18 protein-coding genes are annotated in these 17,433 nt (G+C 61.1%); 8 read left to right on the forward strand and 10 right to left on the reverse strand.

The genetic code is table 11. The features are described 5' to 3' along the window. Complete coding sequence (locus tag L858_RS0100555) at positions 1-471, reverse strand: Lrp/AsnC family transcriptional regulator (RefSeq protein WP_022681191.1); 471 nt, start codon at positions 469-471, stop codon at positions 1-3. A gap of 115 nt (positions 472-586) precedes the next feature. Between L858_RS0100555 and alr the strand changes: the two genes are divergently transcribed. The 4 genes from alr (at position 587) to L858_RS0100575 (ending at position 4,540) form a co-directional block, all read left to right on the forward strand. After that, entirely contained in the window at positions 587-1,717 is a 1,131-nt protein-coding gene (alr, locus tag L858_RS0100560; RefSeq protein WP_022681192.1) for an alanine racemase, read from the forward strand. Then, a complete protein-coding gene (locus L858_RS0100565) occupies positions 1,714-2,967 on the forward strand; it encodes a D-amino acid dehydrogenase (RefSeq protein ID WP_022681193.1) in 1,254 nt (417 codons plus the stop codon). The genes alr and L858_RS0100565 overlap by 4 nt, the downstream gene beginning before the upstream one ends. Positions 2,968-2,991: 24 nt before the next feature. After that, complete coding sequence (locus tag L858_RS0100570) at positions 2,992-3,342, forward strand: RidA family protein (RefSeq protein WP_022681194.1); 351 nt, start codon at positions 2,992-2,994, stop codon at positions 3,340-3,342. Between the two features lie 187 nt (positions 3,343-3,529). Continuing rightward, complete coding sequence (locus tag L858_RS0100575) at positions 3,530-4,540, forward strand: class 1 fructose-bisphosphatase (RefSeq protein WP_022681195.1); 1,011 nt, start codon at positions 3,530-3,532, stop codon at positions 4,538-4,540. Between the two features lie 201 nt (positions 4,541-4,741). Here the strand turns inward: L858_RS0100575 and L858_RS0100580 are convergent, their stop codons facing one another. From L858_RS0100580 to L858_RS0100595, 4 genes are all read right to left on the reverse strand, one after another. Then, positions 4,742-5,008: a hypothetical protein gene (locus L858_RS0100580; protein WP_022681196.1), complete on the reverse strand. Its 267-nt coding sequence runs from the start codon at positions 5,006-5,008 to the stop codon at positions 4,742-4,744. Between the two features lie 47 nt (positions 5,009-5,055). Next, positions 5,056-5,703 carry a sigma-70 family RNA polymerase sigma factor gene (locus L858_RS0100585; RefSeq protein ID WP_022681197.1) on the reverse strand — a complete coding sequence of 216 codons (648 nt, stop codon included), beginning with the start codon at positions 5,701-5,703 and terminating at the stop codon, positions 5,056-5,058. Positions 5,704-5,816: 113 nt separating this feature from the next. Next, positions 5,817-5,951 (reverse strand): hypothetical protein, encoded by a 135-nt coding sequence (locus L858_RS22395; RefSeq protein WP_022681198.1) that lies wholly within the window; start codon positions 5,949-5,951, stop codon positions 5,817-5,819. An 83-nt stretch (positions 5,952-6,034) separates the two neighbouring features. Continuing rightward, positions 6,035-6,832 (reverse strand): response regulator, encoded by a 798-nt coding sequence (locus L858_RS0100595; protein WP_022681199.1) that lies wholly within the window; start codon positions 6,830-6,832, stop codon positions 6,035-6,037. A 404-nt stretch (positions 6,833-7,236) separates the two neighbouring features. Here L858_RS0100595 and L858_RS0100600 point away from each other — a divergent pair, with 404 nt between their 5' ends. Both L858_RS0100600 and L858_RS0100605 read left to right on the forward strand, forming a co-directional pair. Further along, positions 7,237-7,491 carry a NepR family anti-sigma factor gene (locus L858_RS0100600; protein ID WP_022681200.1) on the forward strand — a complete coding sequence of 85 codons (255 nt, stop codon included), beginning with the start codon at positions 7,237-7,239 and terminating at the stop codon, positions 7,489-7,491. Positions 7,492-7,739: 248 nt separating this feature from the next. After that, positions 7,740-9,248 (forward strand): sensor histidine kinase, encoded by a 1,509-nt coding sequence (locus tag L858_RS0100605; RefSeq protein WP_028055653.1) that lies wholly within the window; start codon positions 7,740-7,742, stop codon positions 9,246-9,248. A 6-nt stretch (positions 9,249-9,254) separates the two neighbouring features. On the opposite strand, the gene tgt is transcribed toward L858_RS0100605, so the two are convergent. Both tgt and L858_RS0100615 read right to left on the reverse strand, forming a co-directional pair. Next, positions 9,255-10,385: a tRNA guanosine(34) transglycosylase Tgt gene (tgt, locus tag L858_RS0100610; RefSeq protein WP_022681202.1), complete on the reverse strand. Its 1,131-nt coding sequence runs from the start codon at positions 10,383-10,385 to the stop codon at positions 9,255-9,257. A gap of 57 nt (positions 10,386-10,442) precedes the next feature. Next, entirely contained in the window at positions 10,443-10,622 is a 180-nt protein-coding gene (locus L858_RS0100615; protein WP_028055654.1) for a hypothetical protein, read from the reverse strand. A gap of 235 nt (positions 10,623-10,857) precedes the next feature. Here L858_RS0100615 and L858_RS0100620 point away from each other — a divergent pair, with 235 nt between their 5' ends. After that, positions 10,858-11,817 (forward strand): crotonase/enoyl-CoA hydratase family protein, encoded by a 960-nt coding sequence (locus L858_RS0100620; protein ID WP_022681204.1) that lies wholly within the window; start codon positions 10,858-10,860, stop codon positions 11,815-11,817. Between the two features lie 15 nt (positions 11,818-11,832). Here the strand turns inward: L858_RS0100620 and L858_RS0100625 are convergent, their stop codons facing one another. The 3 genes from L858_RS0100625 to groES all read right to left on the reverse strand — a co-directional run bounded on the left by L858_RS0100625 (position 11,833) and on the right by groES (position 16,184). Further along, on the reverse strand, positions 11,833-13,824 hold the full coding sequence (locus L858_RS0100625; RefSeq protein WP_037504241.1) for a putative bifunctional diguanylate cyclase/phosphodiesterase: 1,992 nt from the start codon (positions 13,822-13,824) through the stop codon (positions 11,833-11,835). A gap of 325 nt (positions 13,825-14,149) precedes the next feature. Continuing rightward, complete coding sequence (groL, locus tag L858_RS0100630) at positions 14,150-15,796, reverse strand: chaperonin GroEL (protein ID WP_022681206.1); 1,647 nt, start codon at positions 15,794-15,796, stop codon at positions 14,150-14,152. 100 nt (positions 15,797-15,896) lie between these two features. Then, positions 15,897-16,184, reverse strand: a complete 288-nt coding sequence (gene groES / locus L858_RS0100635) for a co-chaperone GroES (protein WP_022681207.1) — start codon at positions 16,182-16,184, stop codon at positions 15,897-15,899. 326 nt (positions 16,185-16,510) lie between these two features. Here groES and yghU point away from each other — a divergent pair, with 326 nt between their 5' ends. Beyond that, a complete protein-coding gene (gene yghU / locus L858_RS0100640) occupies positions 16,511-17,374 on the forward strand; it encodes a glutathione-dependent disulfide-bond oxidoreductase (protein ID WP_022681208.1) in 864 nt (287 codons plus the stop codon). The last annotated feature ends 59 nt before the right edge of the window (positions 17,375-17,433 follow it).

Raw genomic sequence — 17,433 nt, forward strand, 5'->3', positions numbered from 1 at the left:
CTAGCGCCTCGCTGACCGGCGAGGCCGCAGGGCATCGCGCATTGCGATGCTGGAGTTGATCCGGGTCACGCCGGGCATGCGCGACAATATCTCGCTGTGGATCGCCTCATAGGCGGCCACCGTTTCCGTCTGGACCCGCAGCCAGTAATCGACGCCGCCGGTCATCAGGAAACACTCGCGGATTTCCGGGCATTGACGCACGGCATGTTCAAAGCGCGCAAGATAATCCTCGGTCTGCCGCTCCAACGTGACCTGCACCAGCACGTCGACCGCTCTCGCCTCGCTTTCCAGCGGACCAGTGATGACAGTGTAGCCGCGGATGACCCCTTCATCCTCCAGCATCTTGATCCGGCGGTGGCATGCGGAGGGTGAAAGGCCAACCTCGGTTGCGATTTCCGAATTGGGACGGCGCGCGTTCAGCCGCAACAGACGGATGATAGACCGATCCGTGGAATCCAGTGAAGCCGCCATCTTCGATATCCTTCGCAACATCTTCTATTCTGTGCCAATCCTTAGAACAATCGCACAGCATTTGAGAGCTTATTCTGACGGTCCCGCGATAAGCTTCTGTCGGAAAGGAAGCGTCATGCAGAATGAGCATATGGCGGGAGCCATTTTACGTATCGATCTCGATGCTCTGGCGACCAACTACCACGTCATTCAGCGGCAAGTAGCTCCTGCTCGCGTCGCCGGCGTGATCAAGGCTGACGCTTACGGGCTCGGCGCGGTCCCCGTCGCGAAGGCTCTGTTGCAAGCCGGCTGCCGCCATTTCTTCGTCGCCCATCTCGGCGAAGCAGCTGCCCTGCGACGGGCACTGCCGGCGGGAACACCCGTCTTCGTCCTGAACGGGTTGCACCCCGGCGCGGAACAGGAGTGCGCAGCCATCGGCGCCACTCCGGTGCTAAACTCTCTGGATCAGATCGCCCGTTGGGCTGAATGCGCGCGGAGGCTGGGTCAGAGCTTGCCTGCCGCTCTGCAATTTGACAGCGGCATGTCGCGGCTCGGCCTGCCCTTGCAGGAGGTCGAAACCCTGGTTGCGGAGCGCAGCCGTCTGAGCGGCATCGATCTGACCCTCCTCATGAGCCATCTCGCCTGCGCCGATGATCCCGACGCGCTCTTCAATGCGCAGCAACGGATGAGCTTTCAGACGGTTTCACGCCATTTCCCCGGCGTTCCCCGCTCACTCGACAATAGCGGGGGAAGCTTCCTTGATCGCTGCCATTTCGACGTCGTCCGTGCAGGGATAGGGCTTTATGGCGGCGCGCCACAGAAGGTCGGTAACCCGATGCGCCCGGTGGTGTCGCTCGAGGCGCGGATCATACAGCTGCGTAACGTACCCGCTGGCGCGGCGGTCGGCTATGGCCTCACGCACCGTTGCATCCGGCCGACGCGCATCGCCACCATCCCGGTCGGCTACGCCGATGGCTGGCCGCGGCATCTGAGCAACAAAGGATCGGCTTTCATCGCGGGGCAGCGGGTGCCGATCGCCGGGCGCGTTTCGATGGACAGCATCACCCTGGACGTGACCGATGTGCCGGAAAGGCTGCTTTATCCCGATGCGGCCGTCGAACTGCTCGGCCCGCATCAGAGTGTGGACGATGTCGCCGCCGATGCCGGCACCATTTCCTATGAAATCCTGACCCAACTCGGCCGTCGCTATCATCGTGATTATCACGCAGCGCCCGCCGCCGAGCTTCAACGGAGTATAAGAGCATGAAGGTCGCCATTCTCGGCAGCGGTGTCATCGGCGTCACTTCGGCCTGGTATCTCGCCCAAGCGGGGCATGAAGTCACCGTGATCGACCGTCAGGCGGCTCCCGCACTGGAAACTAGCTTCGCCAATGCGGGGGAGATTTCGCCCGGCTATGCCTCCCCTTGGGCAGCGCCGGGAATACCGATGAAGGCGCTGCGCTGGCTTTTCATGAAGCACGCACCTTTGATCCTGCGGCCGCAGTTCGACATGGCAATGCTGCGCTGGATGGCTGCGATGCTCGGCAACTGCAATGAGCGTGCTTATGTCGTCAACAAGAGCCGGATGGTGAGGTTGGCGGAGTTCAGCCGCGACAGGCTGATCGATTTGCGGCGCGAAACCGGCATCAGCTATGATGAGCGCTCCAAGGGCACGCTTCAATTGTTCCGCGAACAGAAGCAGCTCGCCGGCATCGCCAAGGATATCGCTGTCCTCAAGGCGGATGGCGTGCCCTTCGAAGTGCTCGATCCCGCCGGTTGCATCGCAGCCGAGCCGGGTCTGGAGAATAGCGAGGTGCCTCTGGCCGGCGGGTTGCGGCTTCCCAATGACGAGACAGGGGATTGCTTCAAGTTCACCAACGCACTGGCGGACATGGCGAAGGCCAAGGGGGTATCCTTCATCCACGACAGGACCATCGGGCGGCTTGCCGTCGATCACGGCCGGATCAGTCATATCGAAACCGACAGGGGGCATGTGACGGCGGACGCCTATCTGGTGGCGATGGGCAGCTATTCTCCCTTGCTGCTAAGGCCGATCGGCATCCGTCTGCCTGTCTATCCTGTGAAGGGCTATTCCATCACCGTGCCAATCACGGATGAGGCACGCGCACCCGTTTCGACATTGCTCGACGAAAGCTACAAAGTCGCGATCACCCGCCTGGGCGGCCGCATTCGGGTCGGCGGCATGGCTGAGTTATCCGGCTATTCCAAGGGGCTGCCCAAGGCGCGGCGCGACACGCTGGAATATTCGGTCGGCTCGCTCTTCAAGGGCGCGGGCGATCTCAAGCGCGCGAGCTTCTGGTCAGGGCTGCGGCCCATGACCCCTGACAGCACGCCCGTGCTGGGCGCCACCCGCGTCCCCAACCTCTTCCTCAACACCGGCCATGGCACTCTGGGCTGGACCATGGCGTGCGGCTCAGGGCATGTGATCGCGGACATCATCAGTGGCCGTAAGCCGGCGATCGATGCCCACGACCTGGCGATCAGCCGCTATTCCTGACCTCATGCATATAGGAGCATTGTAATGAGCATCACCCGTATCGATCGCAGCCCCCGCATGAGCGAGGCCGTCATTCACGGCGACACCATCTACCTCGCCGGCCAGATTGGCGCACCGGGCGAAAGCGTGACCGCCCAGACTAAGGCCGTGCTTGCGGAGATTGAATCGCTTTTGGAGCGCACCGGCAGCAGCAAGAACCATATGTTGATGGCCCAGATCTGGCTTGCCGACATGAACGATTTTGCCGAGATGAACGCGGTATGGGACGCCTGGATCGCCGATGCCGAGGCGCCTGCACGGGCCACGGGCGAAGCCAAGCTCGCCAGCCCTGAGTACAAGGTGGAAATCATCGTCACCGCCGCGAAATCCGCCTGACCTGGCGCGCCGCTGTCGTCTGACGGTAGCGGCACAACGCTCAGGCAAGCGTATCGCGGCCCCAATTCACCTTCCCGTCCACACGCTCGCTCAATTGGTGCTTTCCTGGCCCGCCCGTGCTGTTTACCGTGAGGTTCCTTTTCTGGCGCGCGGCCGCGCGTCATCTCACCATGCGAGTAAACCGTCGATGCAATCCATCACCCTTACGCGATTTTTGATCGAGCAGCAGCGAGAGGCGAATGCGCTTCCTTCGGAGTTGCGCCTGCTCATCGAAACTGTGGCACGTGCCTGCAAGACCATCAGCTACTCGGTGGCGAAGGGCGCCCTGGGTGAAGTCCTCGGCAGCCTTGGCAGCGAAAATGTTCAGGGCGAAGTGCAGAAGAAGCTGGACGTCATCGCCAATGAGCTCCTGCTCGACGCCAATGAATGGGGTGGCCATCTCGCCGCCATGGCGTCGGAAGAGATGGAGACGATCCATCGCATACCTAACCGCTATCCCAAGGGCGAGTATCTGCTGCTGTTCGATCCGATCGACGGTTCGAGCAACATCGACGTCGATCTGTCGGTTGGCACCATTTTCTCGGTCCTGAAGGCCCCGGAGGAATGTTCGGGCCGGGAAGTGACCGAACAGGATTTCCTCCAGTCAGGCCGCAACCAGGTCGCGGCGGGCTACGCTATTTACGGGCCGCAAACCTTGCTGGTGCTGACGATCGGCACGGGGGTTTATGAATTTACTCTCGATCGGGAAATCGGCTCTTGGCGCATGACCGACGGTCCGATGCAGATGCCCCAGGGCACCTGCGAGTTCGCGATCAATATGGCACGACGCAAGCAATGGTCGACAGGCGTGGCGCGCTACATCGACGAACGGATCGAAGGGGCAGAAGGCCCGTGCGGCAAGGATTACAACATGCGCTGGACTGCCTCAATGGTCGCGGACGTGCATCGTATCCTGAAGAGGGGCGGCATCTTCATGTATCCCGCCGACGCACGCCATCCGGACAAGGCGCGGCTGCGCCTCATGTATGAGGCGAACCCTATGTCGTTTCTGATCGAGCAGGCCGGCGGAGCCGCAACCAACGGGTTTGGCCCGATCATGGACGTTCAGCCGAACGGCCTTCATCAGCGGGTCGGCGTAGTGCTGGGCGACAGGGCGGAAGTGGAAATCGTCACGGAATACGGGCGGGAGACGGCCTGAGCATGCAATGGCGAGGGGAGCGGACGAGCAACGCTCCCCCGTTTGCTGTCGGTCTTGAGCATCAAGACCTGATTGAGGATGCCCGCGTCGCTTAGGCCAGCTTATCGAGCTTATCTCTTCTTCAGGAGAGGAACAGCCCTCCTCGACAGGCGCAGCGGCGAATGGAGTTACTCCCCTGATCTGGATCCGAGCCGCTGTAGATCAGCGATCGCGCAATTCGTCAGCGGCATTCTTCGCCGCATCGCCCACGACGCGAGCCGCACTATCCGCCGATTCTGCGGCATTCGTGACTGTGTCCGCCCTGTTGTCGCCCCTGTCCTTGGTGACATAGAAAAAGGCGATCGCTAAAATCAGAGCGATCGCCACCAGCGCGAAGATAATACCGCTCCCTCCGCGGCTATTCGCGGGGGCCTTCTCGTCATGGTCCCTGTTGTGGATCGAATATCCGCTGTCCCGATCCTCGACCATCACTTTTCTCCGCCCGCGCCATGTCGATAGCGCGGGATTTGTATGATCTACTCCGATCCGGGCTCGCTCTTTTCCTTTGCCTCCCGGCCGCGGCTGAGCCGATCGACATCGTCCATGATCTCGTCCAGCACCGCCGAGTCCGTTGTTTCCTGAGTTCGGCGGGAAGGCAATTCCCCATTTTCCAGTATTTGTTCCAGCGCGGCACGGCCGCGCGCCACCCGGCTCTTGATCGTACCGACGGCAACACCGCATATTTCGGCGGCTTCCTCATAGGCGAAGCCGCCGGCGCCGACCAGGATCAACGCTTCGCGCTGGGGTTGAGGAAGTTGAAGCAAGGCGCGCTGCATGTCCGACAGTTCCACATGCTTGTCCTGCCCCGCCGGAGCTGCAAGCAGTCGATCCGCCGCCAGATCATCCCAATCGCCCCGGAAGCGCGAGCGACGCATCTGCGACAGATAGTGATTGCGCAGAATGATGAATGTCCATGCGCGCATGTTCGTACCGGCCTGGAAGCGGTTGCGCGCCGCCCATGCCTTCAGCAAGGTTTCCTGCACCAAGTCGTCGGCAACGTCGCGGTTGCCCGACAACGAGCGGCCAAAGGCACGCAGGTGGGGAATGACGGCCGCGAGCTCGCGCTTGAAGTCGGCGTCGGACAGCGTCTCGCGTTCCGCCTCCCGGCTGAAGCCTTCGGTCATGGAAACAACCCCTTCACTGGCTGTCGTCCTCGCCGCATGAACCGAAGTCGTCAAAGCCATAAATGCGTCCGCACCCTATACATAATTCTACCAGGAACCAATCGCTGCAACGCTCAATAGCCCAAAAGCACCACAATCATCGCGATGATCGCTAGAGTGAGCGAGATGCCCAGGACATAGCGCACGATATGAGGGGTCGAACCCGCCCGAGCTTTCTCGGTGGCAACATGCTGTTCCTGCTCTGCCATGGCTTTCTCCCGATCGTTACGCCTAAATAACGCGAGTCGCGGAGCAGGGTTCCCCTTTATCTCAGGCTATTTTCCCCTCGCGATCACTCGGCGGGCGCGGTGGCCTCATCGAAGAAGAGCGCCTGCGAGATCGCCGCCTTCACAGTGGATCGCTGGAACGGCTTGGTGATGAGGAATGTTGGCTCCGGCCGCTCACCGGTCAACAGGCGTTCGGGGAAAGCCGTGATGAAGATGACCGGCACCGAGAATTCGGCGAGAATATCCTTAACCGCGTCGATGCCGCTCGAATCGTCGGCCAGTTGAATATCCGCCAGAACAAGGCCGGGCCGCTCGGCCATAGCCTCTCGCACGGCGTCCTCACGGGTGACTGCGATCGCAGTCACTTCATGGCCGAGGTCGCGCACGATCGTCTCTATGTCCATTGCGATGATCGGCTCATCCTCGATAATCAGCACCTTGGCACGGGTCTGCGCTTCGATCTCGCTTAAGGCTTCCTCCACCAAAGCTTCGACATCCGCCGGGTCGAGAGCCACCAGATAACCCACATCGTCCACGGTAAAGCCTTCAAGCGCCGTCAGCAGCAGCGCCTGGCGCGGCAGCGGGGTTAGCCGGGCAAGCCGCGCCTGCGCGATCGCCTCCTGCCCGTCGGCACCGGTCAGAACCGGCCCATCTTCGAGATGCGAAGACGACCAGATCGCATGGAAGGTCTTATAGAGGCCAAGCCGCGGATCCACGTCCCGGGGAAATTCCTCGGGAGCAGCGACGATGGCCTCCAATGTCGCACGAACATAAGCATCGCCGTGAATCTGACTGCCCGTCAGCGCACGGGCATAACGGCGAAGAAAAGGAAGATGGGGGTGCAGTTGCTGACCAAGCGACATCGGTAAAAATTCTCCCAGGCCCATTGGGCGCAATGTTAAAGCATCCGCCGAGGAGAGGATGGATCGACGATGCCGATGTGGCAAGCCCCCCCCTTCGCAAACGAGGCGCGACCGTCTCGACACCACTGCCAGCCGTTAGCCCCGCCATCAGATAAGGTCATGAACTCTCATGCCCTTTTCCGATCTCGCGAAGCGTTGCCAGACCGTGTCTGAGACGAACGTCAACCCAGTCCTGCCGCCGAGTTATCGACGGCGCAAAAAATGCTTCGAGCGACGGAACCAACAATGAGGCGATTTGTTTCACTGGCGTTCGTTTTTTTCGAATTTCTTTGGAGTTTTGTGCTCTCCTTCCCCCACGTCGAATTGACGTCATGGGGTAAAGCCGCAAGAAGGGCGCGCAGAGCATGATCGCGATGGCTACAGAGGGGCGTGTTTTGGTTGCTTCAACGACGGAACGGGATGTGAAGGGAGGGGACAAAACAGATGTCGGTGCCAGCACTCCCGGAACGGGCGGAAGAAGCCGTGCGCCCCGCAAGAAGCGCAACTCCGCATCAAAGGATGAAGGCCAGGTCGGCAGCGCCCTGCGCTCTGTATATCAGCGCGCGGTCGAAGAAGATATTCCGGCCGAAATGCTCGATCTTCTGAATAAACTGGATTAAGATCGGATCGCGATTGCTTCAGTCCAGGGGGGGGCGAAGCGAGGGGAGGCAATATGTCGCTCATCACGGCCCGGCGCCATAGTGGCTCCCCTGACATCCCAACTGACTATGCTGACCCGCGGCGTCCGCAGCCCACAGTCCACTGAATGGCGAGACGTCCTGAAATGCCGTTGAGCGAGGCGCAAGAGCCTGACGACGCTCTCACGCGTCGGACATTTACCTCCCTTTTCCATTCCACCGGCGTCAAGATGTTCCTCATCCTGACTCTGGCGCTCCTTCCTCTTGGCCTGATTGCGCTAATAGCGTCGCTGCAAGCGATCCGGACGACGGATCTTGAAAAGGAAGCGCTGCTCCGGGTGTCAGTAACCCAGAGTGCACGCAAGCTCTCGACGGATTTATCGTCGGATCGTACCGCGCTGATGCTCACGGCAAACACCTTCGCTGCGGGTGATGCCGATCCGAATATGTGCCGGCGCCTCTCCATCTTCCTCGCTTCGCACGATCGGGGGGGTGGCCATCATTATGTGTACAACCGCACCGGACAACGGCTTTGCGGCTCCCCCACCCCTGAGCCGGCGGGTGTACCCGTTACGAAGCGATTTTCCGGTCAAACCGCTGAGTTGCTTCCGAAATCCGGCTTTCTCGTCAGCCGCGCAGTCAGCGAAAACGGGAAGGTCGTCGCGCTCGCTTATTATTCGCGGGCCTATCTGGAATCCATCGTCAATCCCATTGGCGGCCTCCAGAACCGACAGATCGCCTTGCGCCAAGGCGGCAGGATGATTTTCATCAATGGTCCAGCCGGGGTAGCACGCAGCAACAGCACGAGCCTCTCCGCCCGTCTCGATCCACCGGACATTCTGCTAACGATAACGCTGCGCGACCCGCCGGTTACGCTCGCGAGGATGCTGTCGCTGTTTCTGCCGCTGGTGATGTGGTTCGCCGCTGCAGCGATTGGGTGGTTCGTCGTCAATCGCCTGCTCATCCGTCCGCTGGTCCTGCTGCGGCGTACCGTCGCCGCTTATCAGCCCGGAGAGGTGCTCGAACCTTCGCGCCGCGTCCGGACACCGGCACAGGAAATCGTCGCGCTGGGCGACACGTTTCGGGAGATCAGCGAGGATGTCGCCACCCATGAAGCCGAAATGGCCGAGGGGCTGGAAACTCAGCGCAAACTGACGCGCGAGGTGCATCATCGGGTTAAGAACAACCTGCAGATCATCGCCAGCCTTATCAGCCTGCACGCGCGATCGGCCCATGATGTCGAGGCGGTAGAGGCCTTCGCCACGATCCAGCGCCGCGTCGATGCGCTATCCGTCGTGCACCGCAACCATTACGCCGAGCTGGAGGAACATCGGGGGGTCGGGGTCCGCTCGCTCATCAGCGAACTATCGGCCAGTCTGCGGGGCACTGCCCCCGCTGCGGCGCGGCGCTTTGGCATTCAGATCGACAGTGACAATCTGCACATCAGCCAGGACGTCGCGGTTCCCGTCGCCTTCCTGCTGACGGAGTTGGTCGAACTGGCAATGATTTCCGATCCACGCACCGCCATGCGTATCTCTGTCCAGCTGGAGCAGGATCGAGAGGACCGAGCGGTGGTTCACATCACATCACCCGCCCTGCGCGGATCGCCGGAAATGACGTCGCTCTTGGATGAACGCTATGGGCGGGTGCTCACCGGGCTTTCCCGTCAGTTGCGGGCGCCGCTCGACTTTGATGCCGAGCGCGGAGATTACATGATCACGATCACCGTTATCCCCTGACGAGCTTCAGACCCGCTGATAGTCCCTGCGGAAATCGGCCGCAAAGCGGGCAAAGTGGCCATCCGCGATGCTGCCACGGATCGCCTGCATCAGTTCCTGGTAGAAATGGATGTTGTGCTGGGTCATCAGCATGGCGCCCAGCATCTCACCCGCCTTGACCAGGTGGTGCAGGTAGGCACGGCTCCATGTGGCGCAGACCGGACAACCGCAGCGCGCGTCGAGCGGCGCTTTGTCCTCAGCGAAGCGCGCGTTGCGAATATTGAGCGGTCCTGCCCAGGTGAAAGCCTGTCCATTCCGGCCGCTGCGGGTCGGCAGGACGCAATCGAACATGTCAATGCCCCGCTCCACCGCACCAACGATATCGTCCGGCTTTCCGACCCCCATCAGATAGCGGGGCTTGTCAGCGGGCAGCATGTCCGGAGCGAAGTCCAGCGTGGCGAACATCGCCTCCTGCCCCTCGCCTACTGCCAGGCCGCCAACTGCATAGCCGTCGAAGCCGATCTCCGTCAGCTTTTCCGCCGAAACGCGGCGAAGCGCCTCGTCCAGCGACCCCTGCTGGATGCCGAACAGTGCCGCGCGTGCTGCATGCTCCCCACCGGTGTCGAAGGCATCCCGCGAACGCTTGGCCCAGCGCATCGACCGCTCCATGGATCGCGCAGCCTCATCGTGTGAGCAGCCATTCCTGGTGCATTCGTCAAAAGCCATGACGATATCACTGTCCAGCAGCCGCTGGATCTCCATCGAGCGCTCAGGCGTCAGCATGTGTCGAGAGCCATCGATATGACTGGCGAAAGCGACGCCCTCTTCACTCATTTTGGTGAGCGACGAAAGGCTCATGACCTGATACCCGCCGCTGTCGGTCAAGATCGGCCGGTCCCAACCCATGAATGCGTGCAATCCACCCAGCCTGTCCACCCGCTCCGCCCCCGGCCGGAGCATCAGATGATAAGTATTGCCGAGGATGATGTCCGCGCCAGCCGCGCGTACTTCTGCAGGCCGCATCGCCTTCACGGTTGCCGCAGTTCCCACCGGCATGAAGGCCGGTGTGCGGATTTCTCCGCGCAGCATGCTGATCCGGCCAGCGCGGGCCTTGCCGTCGTGCGCATCGATAGAAAAGGAAAAACGGGGCTGATTCACCCGGCGCGCTGTAGAATTTAACCTCGGCCCAAACAAGGGGCTTGCCGGGCGGGCAGCTCAGCCTGCTTTGCGAAGCCCGTCAAAAGCAATAACGGCTTCCATGTTGAACCCCTTGACCCTCCGGTAATTGCCGATGAAGGGCAGGCAATCCATCGCCAATCGTAAATGCCAACTCTTCCCCTCTTCGTCGTGAAGCATCAGGGTCACAATGTTGGTTTCGGTGCGATGCGTGCTCATGGAGCCGGTCATAATTAATAATGGTTAACAAAGGCCTGCGAGGGCTCGGCGCGGCTATGGTTAACAGCAGACTTGTTGTATTTCCGCAACGGGTTCGCCTTTTCCCCGAATTTTTGGACGCTTGCGGGCCACAGTTGGGACCAAAAATGGTTAACTCGCTGCCCTTTTCGTCTGGATCGTTGCATAGACATCGAAAGGCTGATCTGCTCATCCCAATAGAAGAACGGGGACGCACATGGTTGATTCCGGGCGATTTAATTCCACGCGCGAACAGGCCGACGATTTCAGTCCCGCTCAACTGGGACAGGATGAGGGCGAAGCCATTGCGGCCCTTACGGAAAGCAAGGCTGCGCCGCAGGATGTGGGCCAGTCCATGCTGTTCGACCTCGGGCAGATCGACGTCAACTGGGAGCCCGGTCTGGCAACGTTGTGGGCCTTCATGACGCCTGCGAATCGGCCCAATTATTCCATGCCGATGTTGCGGGACATCCGGCTTTGGCAAACCGAAGCGAAAAGGCTGTTCGAAGAAGGTAGCTTGCCGCTGCAATATATGGTGCTGGGCTCGCGTTTTCCGCGCGTCTTCAACCTGGGCGGCGACCTTGAACTGTTTGCCGCCTGCATTGAACGGGGAGATCTCCCCGCCCTGGTTAAATATGGCCATGCGTGCATCGACGTCGTCCATCGCGCCTGGCGCAATGCGGACATGCCGGTCATTTCCGTCGCGCTCGCACAGGGCGATGCGTTGGGCGGCGGCTTCGAGGCGCTACTCTGCTTCGACGTGATCGTGGCGGAGCGGAGCGCGCGTTTCGGGGTGCCGGAAATGCTCTTCGGCTTGTTCCCCGGCATGGGTGCCTACTCCATCCTCGCCCGCAAGATCGGCCGGCGCATGGCGGAGCGGATGATCCTCTCCGGCAAGGTCTACACGGCCGAGGAAATGTACGACATGGGGGTTGTGACGATCCTGGCCGAGGACGGAGAAGGCGAGGAAGTCGTGCGCGACTATATCGGTAATAACCGTCCCCACCATGCCGGTCATGTCGGCGTTTTCGAAGCCGGCCGTCGGGTTGACCCGCTCGAATATGGCGAGCTCAAGGACATTGTCGAAAACTGGGCGGCGACAGCGATGAAGCTTGATCCCAAGGATCTGCGCATGATGCGGCGGCTGGCCTCTGCGCAGACACGGCTCTCCAAATAAACGGGCGCAACTCGCTCAGGCGCGACGGCGGTCCTGCATCAACAGGACCACGCCGTTCGTTTCGCGTGTCGTCGCATGCATCATCTGCAGCAGTTCATCGGCCGGAATGGGTCGGCTGAGAATGAAGCCCTGCACGTTGGTGAAGCCCATTTCGCGGGCATAACGCAGCTGCTCAGCCGTCTCGATGCCTTCTGCGACGGTTTCGACGTCAAGAGACTGGGCCAAGTTGGCGACGGATTGCGCGATGGCCCGATCCCTTCCCCCTGCCCCGACCCCTTTCATGAAGCTCTGATCGACCTTCAGCGTGTCGAAGATATAGTTGCGCAGATAGCCGAGCGACGAATAGCCGGTGCCGAAATCATCAAGCGCCAGCCGAAGGCCGATACGCCGCAGTTCGGACAGGATCAGGCTAGTGCGGCCGCTATCCTCCAGGAAGATCGATTCGGTAACTTCCAGTTCCAGCCGACGCGCCTTGAGCCCTGATGCGAGCAAGGCTGCTATCACAGCGCGGGGAAGCCCGTCGCTCTTGATGAGCGCGGGCGAAATGTTGACTGCTACGCGGATTTCATCATCCCATTGCATGGCATCGTGGCAGGCCCGCTCCAGCGCCCATGCGGTCATTGAGTCGATGAGCGAGCAGCTTTCCGCAATGGGGATGAACTCGGCCGGAGAGATGCGCCCCAGCGTCGGATGATCCCATCGCATCAACGCCTCGCAGATCGCGATCTTGCCAGTCGCACTTTCAAAAATTGGCTGGTAATGGAGCTTGAGCTCGCCATTGGCGAGCGCGGTGCGAAGGCCCATCTCAAGCTCATAGGTGCGGTTGTGCCGCTCCTTCATCGACCAGTCGAATCGCGCGTGCCGGCTCCGCCCGGCATGCTTGGCCTGATAAAGCGCCATGTCGGCATGCTGCAGCAACTCGTCGCTGCTCTGGCCGTCATCCGGTGCCACCGCAATGCCCATCGATGCGGTGACAGTAAGATGATAGCCGCCTGCCTCGAAATCATGACCGAACTCAGCCATCACATCGTCTGCGATCTGTTGCGCCACGACACCATCGGCAGCCGGGCAGATCAGCACGAATTCGTCGCCGCCGAACCGGGCAACATGGCCGCGGCCGTCCAGAGCGCGGGAAAGCCGTTCCGCCACGCCGCACAATAGCTGGTCGCCGATCATGTGGCCGAGCGAATCGTTAATCTCCTTGAACCGGTCGAGGTCCATCCAGAACACCGCCATGGCGTCCTTGTCAGACAGGCGGCTGTCGAACATCTCTCGCAAGCGCATCTGCATCGCCATGCGATTTTCTACGCCGGTCAGGCTGTCGAAACGCGCCAGGCGCTCAAATTTCGTGGCGAGCTTGGACTTTTCATATTTGCCCTCCAGCGCCTCGACGACGATGCGGTGCGTCGTCCGGGTGATTTCCGCCATGGCGAACACCATCAGGAACAGCATGGTAGAGAGCACCTGATAGCCGAGCCCGCCGGCAATCATCAGGCCAAGGGAAGTCGGCAGCAGCGCAAAGCAGGTCTGGCCGATCGCGACATGCACGCGCCCGGCGTTCCGCCCGGAAATGCCCCCGGAATAGGCCGCGACCAGACAGACGCTGAGGATATGCAGCGAAGCCTCTTCGGTGAGGACCAGTGTGGCGAACGCCAGCGTCCCCAGCAGAGCCGCATAGCCCCACGCACCCAGTTCGTAAGCCAGTCCCCAGACAGGGCGCGTCGGCGCGTCATCCGAGGCGAACTGCCGCAGAAAGTAGATGGCAGAGATCGACCGGCTGAGCGCAACGACGCAGATGAGAGCCGAGATCAGGGTGATTTCGATCAGTTGCGCATAGTAGGCGACGACGATGCTGAGCGAGCCTCCAGCAAGCGCACCGATCATCAGCGAACCTGGCGAGGCATAGAGAGCCTTGACGAGATTCGCCTGCACATCAGCATTTTGCTGAGTGTCGGGAGCAAAGCGCTCGCGCAATGATGCGATCAGGGTTCGACGAAGGCGTGCCACGTTCCGCCACTTTTGGCGAAACATGATTTCCATTTAGTAAATGGCGGGTTCCCGATGTTCATTGAAACAAGGGGCGGAGGAGCCGATCAGGCGTTGCGCCGCGAGCCATATAGCAGCCGCGAAGGATCGCCTCATCACGATCGATCGACAGGCGGTTCGCTGTTCAAAGAGCCAGCGGCAATATAGCCCCGGCCGATGCCTGTAGGACAGGAAAAAGGGCCGGAGTTTGCCTGCCGACCCTTTCCTGTTTTCTCGGAGGTGCGCGGACTTGTTCGTGCACGATCGAACCGCGGGCGGGCCAAATAGCCCACCCGCTACGATCGGTTTAGAAGTCCATGCCGCCCATGCCGCCCATGCCGCCGCCGGGCATGCCCATCGGCGCCTTGTCGTCGGAGGGCAGCTCCGCGATCGTGGCTTCGGTGGTGATCAGCAGGCCGGCGACCGATGCCGCGTCCTGCAGAGCAGCGCGGACGACCTTGGTGGGATCGATGACGCCAGCGGCGACAAGGTTCTCATAGGTGTCGGTCGCGGCGTTGAAGCCCTTCGTCTCGTCATTTTCGCGCAGCAGGTTGCCGGCAACGACTGCGCCGTCGACACCCGCATTCTGGGCGATCTGACGCAGGGGCGCTTCGATAGCCTTGCGGATGATGTCGATGCCGCGGGTCTGGTCGTCGTTGGCGCCCTTGAGGTCCTTAAGGGCCTTGGTCGCGTACAGCAGAGCCGTACCACCACCGGGGACGATGCCTTCTTCGACCGCTGCGCGGGTCGCGTGCAGCGCGTCATCGACGCGATCCTTGCGCTCCTTCACCTCGACTTCGCTCGCGCCGCCGACCTTGATGACGGCCACGCCGCCAGCCAGCTTCGCGAGACGCTCCTGCAGCTTTTCGCGGTCATAGTCGGACGTGGTCGTCTCGATCTGAGCGCGGATCTGCTCGGTGCGGCCCTTGATGGCTTCACCTTCACCAGCGCCATCGACGATGGTGGTGTTGTCCTTGTCGATGGTGACGCGCTTGGCGGTGCCGAGCATGCCGAGCGTGACGTTCTCAAGCTTGATGCCGAGGTCTTCGGAAATGACTTCGCCCTTGGTCAGAACGGCGATGTCTTCCAGCATGGCCTTGCGGCGGTCGCCGAAGCCCGGAGCCTTGACCGCAGCAACCTTCAGGCCGCCGCGCAGCTTGTTGACGACCAGGGTCGCCAGCGCTTCGCCTTCGATGTCTTCCGCGATGATGAGAAGCGGACGGCCCGACTGCACCACGGCTTCGAGGATCGGCAGGATCGACTGCAGGTTCGACAGCTTCTTTTCGTGGATCAGGATGTAGGGGTCGGCCAGTTCGACCTGCATCTTTTCCGGGTTGGTGATGAAGTAGGGCGACAGGTAGCCGCGGTCGAACTGCATGCCTTCGACGACGTCCAGCTCGAAGTCGAGGCCCTTGGCTTCCTCGACGGTGATCACGCCTTCCTTGCCGACGCGGTCCATGGCTTCGGCGATCTTCTGGCCGACTTCGACGTCGCCATTGGCCGAGATGATGCCAACCTGGGCAACTTCGTTCGAACCGGCAACCGGCTTCGAACGAGCCTTGATGTCCTCGACAACCTTGGAGACGGCGAGGTCGATGCCGCGCTTCAGGTCCATCGGGTTGATGCCGGCGGCAACCGACTTCATGCCTTCACGAACGATCGCCTGAGCAAGAACGGTCGCGGTGGTGGTGCCGTCACCGGCAATGTCGTTGGTCTTCGAAGCGACTTCGCGGACCATCTGCGCGCCCATATTCTCGAACTTGTCCTTCAGTTCGATTTCCTTGGCGACGGAAACGCCGTCCTTGGTGATGCGGGGAGCGCCGAAGCTCTTGTCGATGACGACGTTGCGGCCCTTGGGGCCCAGAGTCACCTTGACCGCGTCGGCCAGGATGTCGACGCCGCGCAGGATGCGCTCACGAGCGTCACGCGAAAACTTTACGTCCTTCGCTGCCATGATCTTTTACCTCTCTTGAGAATGCAAAACTTGCGAAGTTCACACCGTTCTTGATGGCGGAAATTCGCGAAAAACGAGAATAGCTCTCCGGTTCGCAGCTTTACGCGACGACGCCGAGGATGTCCGATTCCTTCATGATCAGCAGGTCTTCACCATCGACCTTGACCTCGGTGCCCGACCATTTGCCGAACAGGATGCGGTCGCCGGCCTTGACATCCAGCGGGGTTACCTTGCCATCTTCGGCCTTGGAGCCGGTGCCGACGGCGACGATCTCGCCTTCCTGCGGCTTTTCCTTGGCGGTGTCGGGAATGATGATGCCGCCTGCAGTCTTCTCTTCCGCCTCTACGCGGCGGACGAGAACGCGGTCATGCAACGGACGAAATGCCATGTTGAGTGCCTTTCCCTCTTACGACGTTAAATGGGATCGGATGGATGACGCATGGCGGGACAACCCCTTTTCACCGATGCGAATCCGGCTCCTTCTCCCTACAAAGCTGTTGCTAGCACTCCTCGAAGTAGAGTGCTAGCGGCGTTCATATGGAAGCGGCGTCTGGATGGTCAAGAGGCGTGATGCACAAAAAATTCGGCATGTCGAACGTTAAGGGACCGGCAGACCGGCGCGCAGGGTCAATTGCGGCGGCAGGGTTGCGGCGCCTGTGCCGTGCTCTTACTTCCCGGTTCCATTCTCGACGGCTTTTCACAAGGATCGCGCGCATGACCGACTACACCCCTCCCCGCGTCTGGACCTGGGACAAGGAAAGCGGCGGCGCCTTCGCCAATATCAACCGGCCGATCGCGGGACCCACGCACGACAAGACGCTACCGGTCGGCGAACATCCGCTCCAGCTCTACTCGCTGGCCACACCCAATGGTCAAAAAGTAACCATCCTGCTGGAAGAGTTGCTGGAGGCCGGGAAGGATGCGGAATATGACGCCTGGCTGATCCAAATTAGCGAAGGCGATCAGTTCGGCAGCGGCTTTGTGGACGTGAACCCCAACAGCAAGATCCCGGCGCTGCTGGATCGTGGCGCATCGCCGCCGCAACGCGTGTTCGAGTCCGGTTCAATCCTGCTCTATCTGGCGGAAAAATTCGGTGCATTCCTGCCGACGGAACCAGCCAAGCGGACGGAGACGCTGAATTGGCTGTTCTGGCAGATGGGCGCGGCGCCGCTGCTGGGTGGCGGCTTCGGGCATTTCTACGCCTATGCGCCCGAAAAGTTCGAATATGCGATCAACCGCTACACGATGGAGGTGAAGCGGCAGTTGGACGTGCTGGACCGGCAGCTGGCGACGCACGAGTTCGTAGCGGGCGATGAATATACGATCGCGGACATGGCGATCTGGCCCTGGTATGGCGGGCTGGTGCTGGGCCGCGCCTATGGTGCGGCGGAGTTTCTGGATGCGGGCAGCTACAAGAATGTGGTCCGCTGGGCAGCGCAGATCGACGAACGGCCGGCGGTGAAGCGCGGGCGGATGGTCAATAAGGCGAACGGACCGCTGGAAGAGCAGCTGCGTGAGCGGCACAGCGCGGAAGATTTCCTGACGAAGACGCAGGATAAGCTGGAGGGGGCGGAATAAGTCCCCTCTCTTCCTGCGGGAGAGGGAGGGAGCTGTGCGCAGCAGGGCGGAAGGGTGAG

Origin of the sequence: Sphingobium bisphenolivorans, from assembly GCF_000412635.1 — a bacterium.
Lineage (GTDB): Bacteria > Pseudomonadota > Alphaproteobacteria > Sphingomonadales > Sphingomonadaceae > Sphingobium > Sphingobium bisphenolivorans.

Bases quoted from the DNA above. Each gene is read 5' to 3' on its own strand.
- L858_RS0100580 (WP_022681196.1), bottom strand. From the start codon at position 5,008: ATGGTCGAGGATCGGGACAGCGGATATTCGATCCACAACAGGGACCAT.
- L858_RS0100600 (WP_022681200.1), top strand. From the start codon at position 7,237: ATGATCGCGATGGCTACAGAGGGGCGTGTTTTGGTTGCTTCAACGACG.
- L858_RS0100585 (WP_022681197.1), bottom strand. From the start codon at position 5,703: ATGACCGAAGGCTTCAGCCGGGAGGCGGAACGCGAGACGCTGTCCGAC.
- L858_RS0100605 (WP_028055653.1), top strand. From the start codon at position 7,740: ATGTTCCTCATCCTGACTCTGGCGCTCCTTCCTCTTGGCCTGATTGCG.
- L858_RS0100575 (WP_022681195.1), top strand. From the start codon at position 3,530: ATGCAATCCATCACCCTTACGCGATTTTTGATCGAGCAGCAGCGAGAG.
- groL (WP_022681206.1), bottom strand. From the start codon at position 15,796: ATGGCAGCGAAGGACGTAAAGTTTTCGCGTGACGCTCGTGAGCGCATC.
- L858_RS0100620 (WP_022681204.1), top strand. From the start codon at position 10,858: ATGGTTGATTCCGGGCGATTTAATTCCACGCGCGAACAGGCCGACGAT.
- L858_RS0100595 (WP_022681199.1), bottom strand. From the start codon at position 6,832: ATGTCGCTTGGTCAGCAACTGCACCCCCATCTTCCTTTTCTTCGCCGT.
- L858_RS22395 (WP_022681198.1), bottom strand. From the start codon at position 5,951: ATGGCAGAGCAGGAACAGCATGTTGCCACCGAGAAAGCTCGGGCGGGT.
- yghU (WP_022681208.1), top strand. From the start codon at position 16,511: ATGACCGACTACACCCCTCCCCGCGTCTGGACCTGGGACAAGGAAAGC.
- alr (WP_022681192.1), top strand. From the start codon at position 587: ATGCAGAATGAGCATATGGCGGGAGCCATTTTACGTATCGATCTCGAT.
- L858_RS0100565 (WP_022681193.1), top strand. From the start codon at position 1,714: ATGAAGGTCGCCATTCTCGGCAGCGGTGTCATCGGCGTCACTTCGGCC.
- L858_RS0100555 (WP_022681191.1), bottom strand. From the start codon at position 471: ATGGCGGCTTCACTGGATTCCACGGATCGGTCTATCATCCGTCTGTTG.
- groES (WP_022681207.1), bottom strand. From the start codon at position 16,184: ATGGCATTTCGTCCGTTGCATGACCGCGTTCTCGTCCGCCGCGTAGAG.
- L858_RS0100615 (WP_028055654.1), bottom strand. From the start codon at position 10,622: ATGAGCACGCATCGCACCGAAACCAACATTGTGACCCTGATGCTTCAC.
- L858_RS0100570 (WP_022681194.1), top strand. From the start codon at position 2,992: ATGAGCATCACCCGTATCGATCGCAGCCCCCGCATGAGCGAGGCCGTC.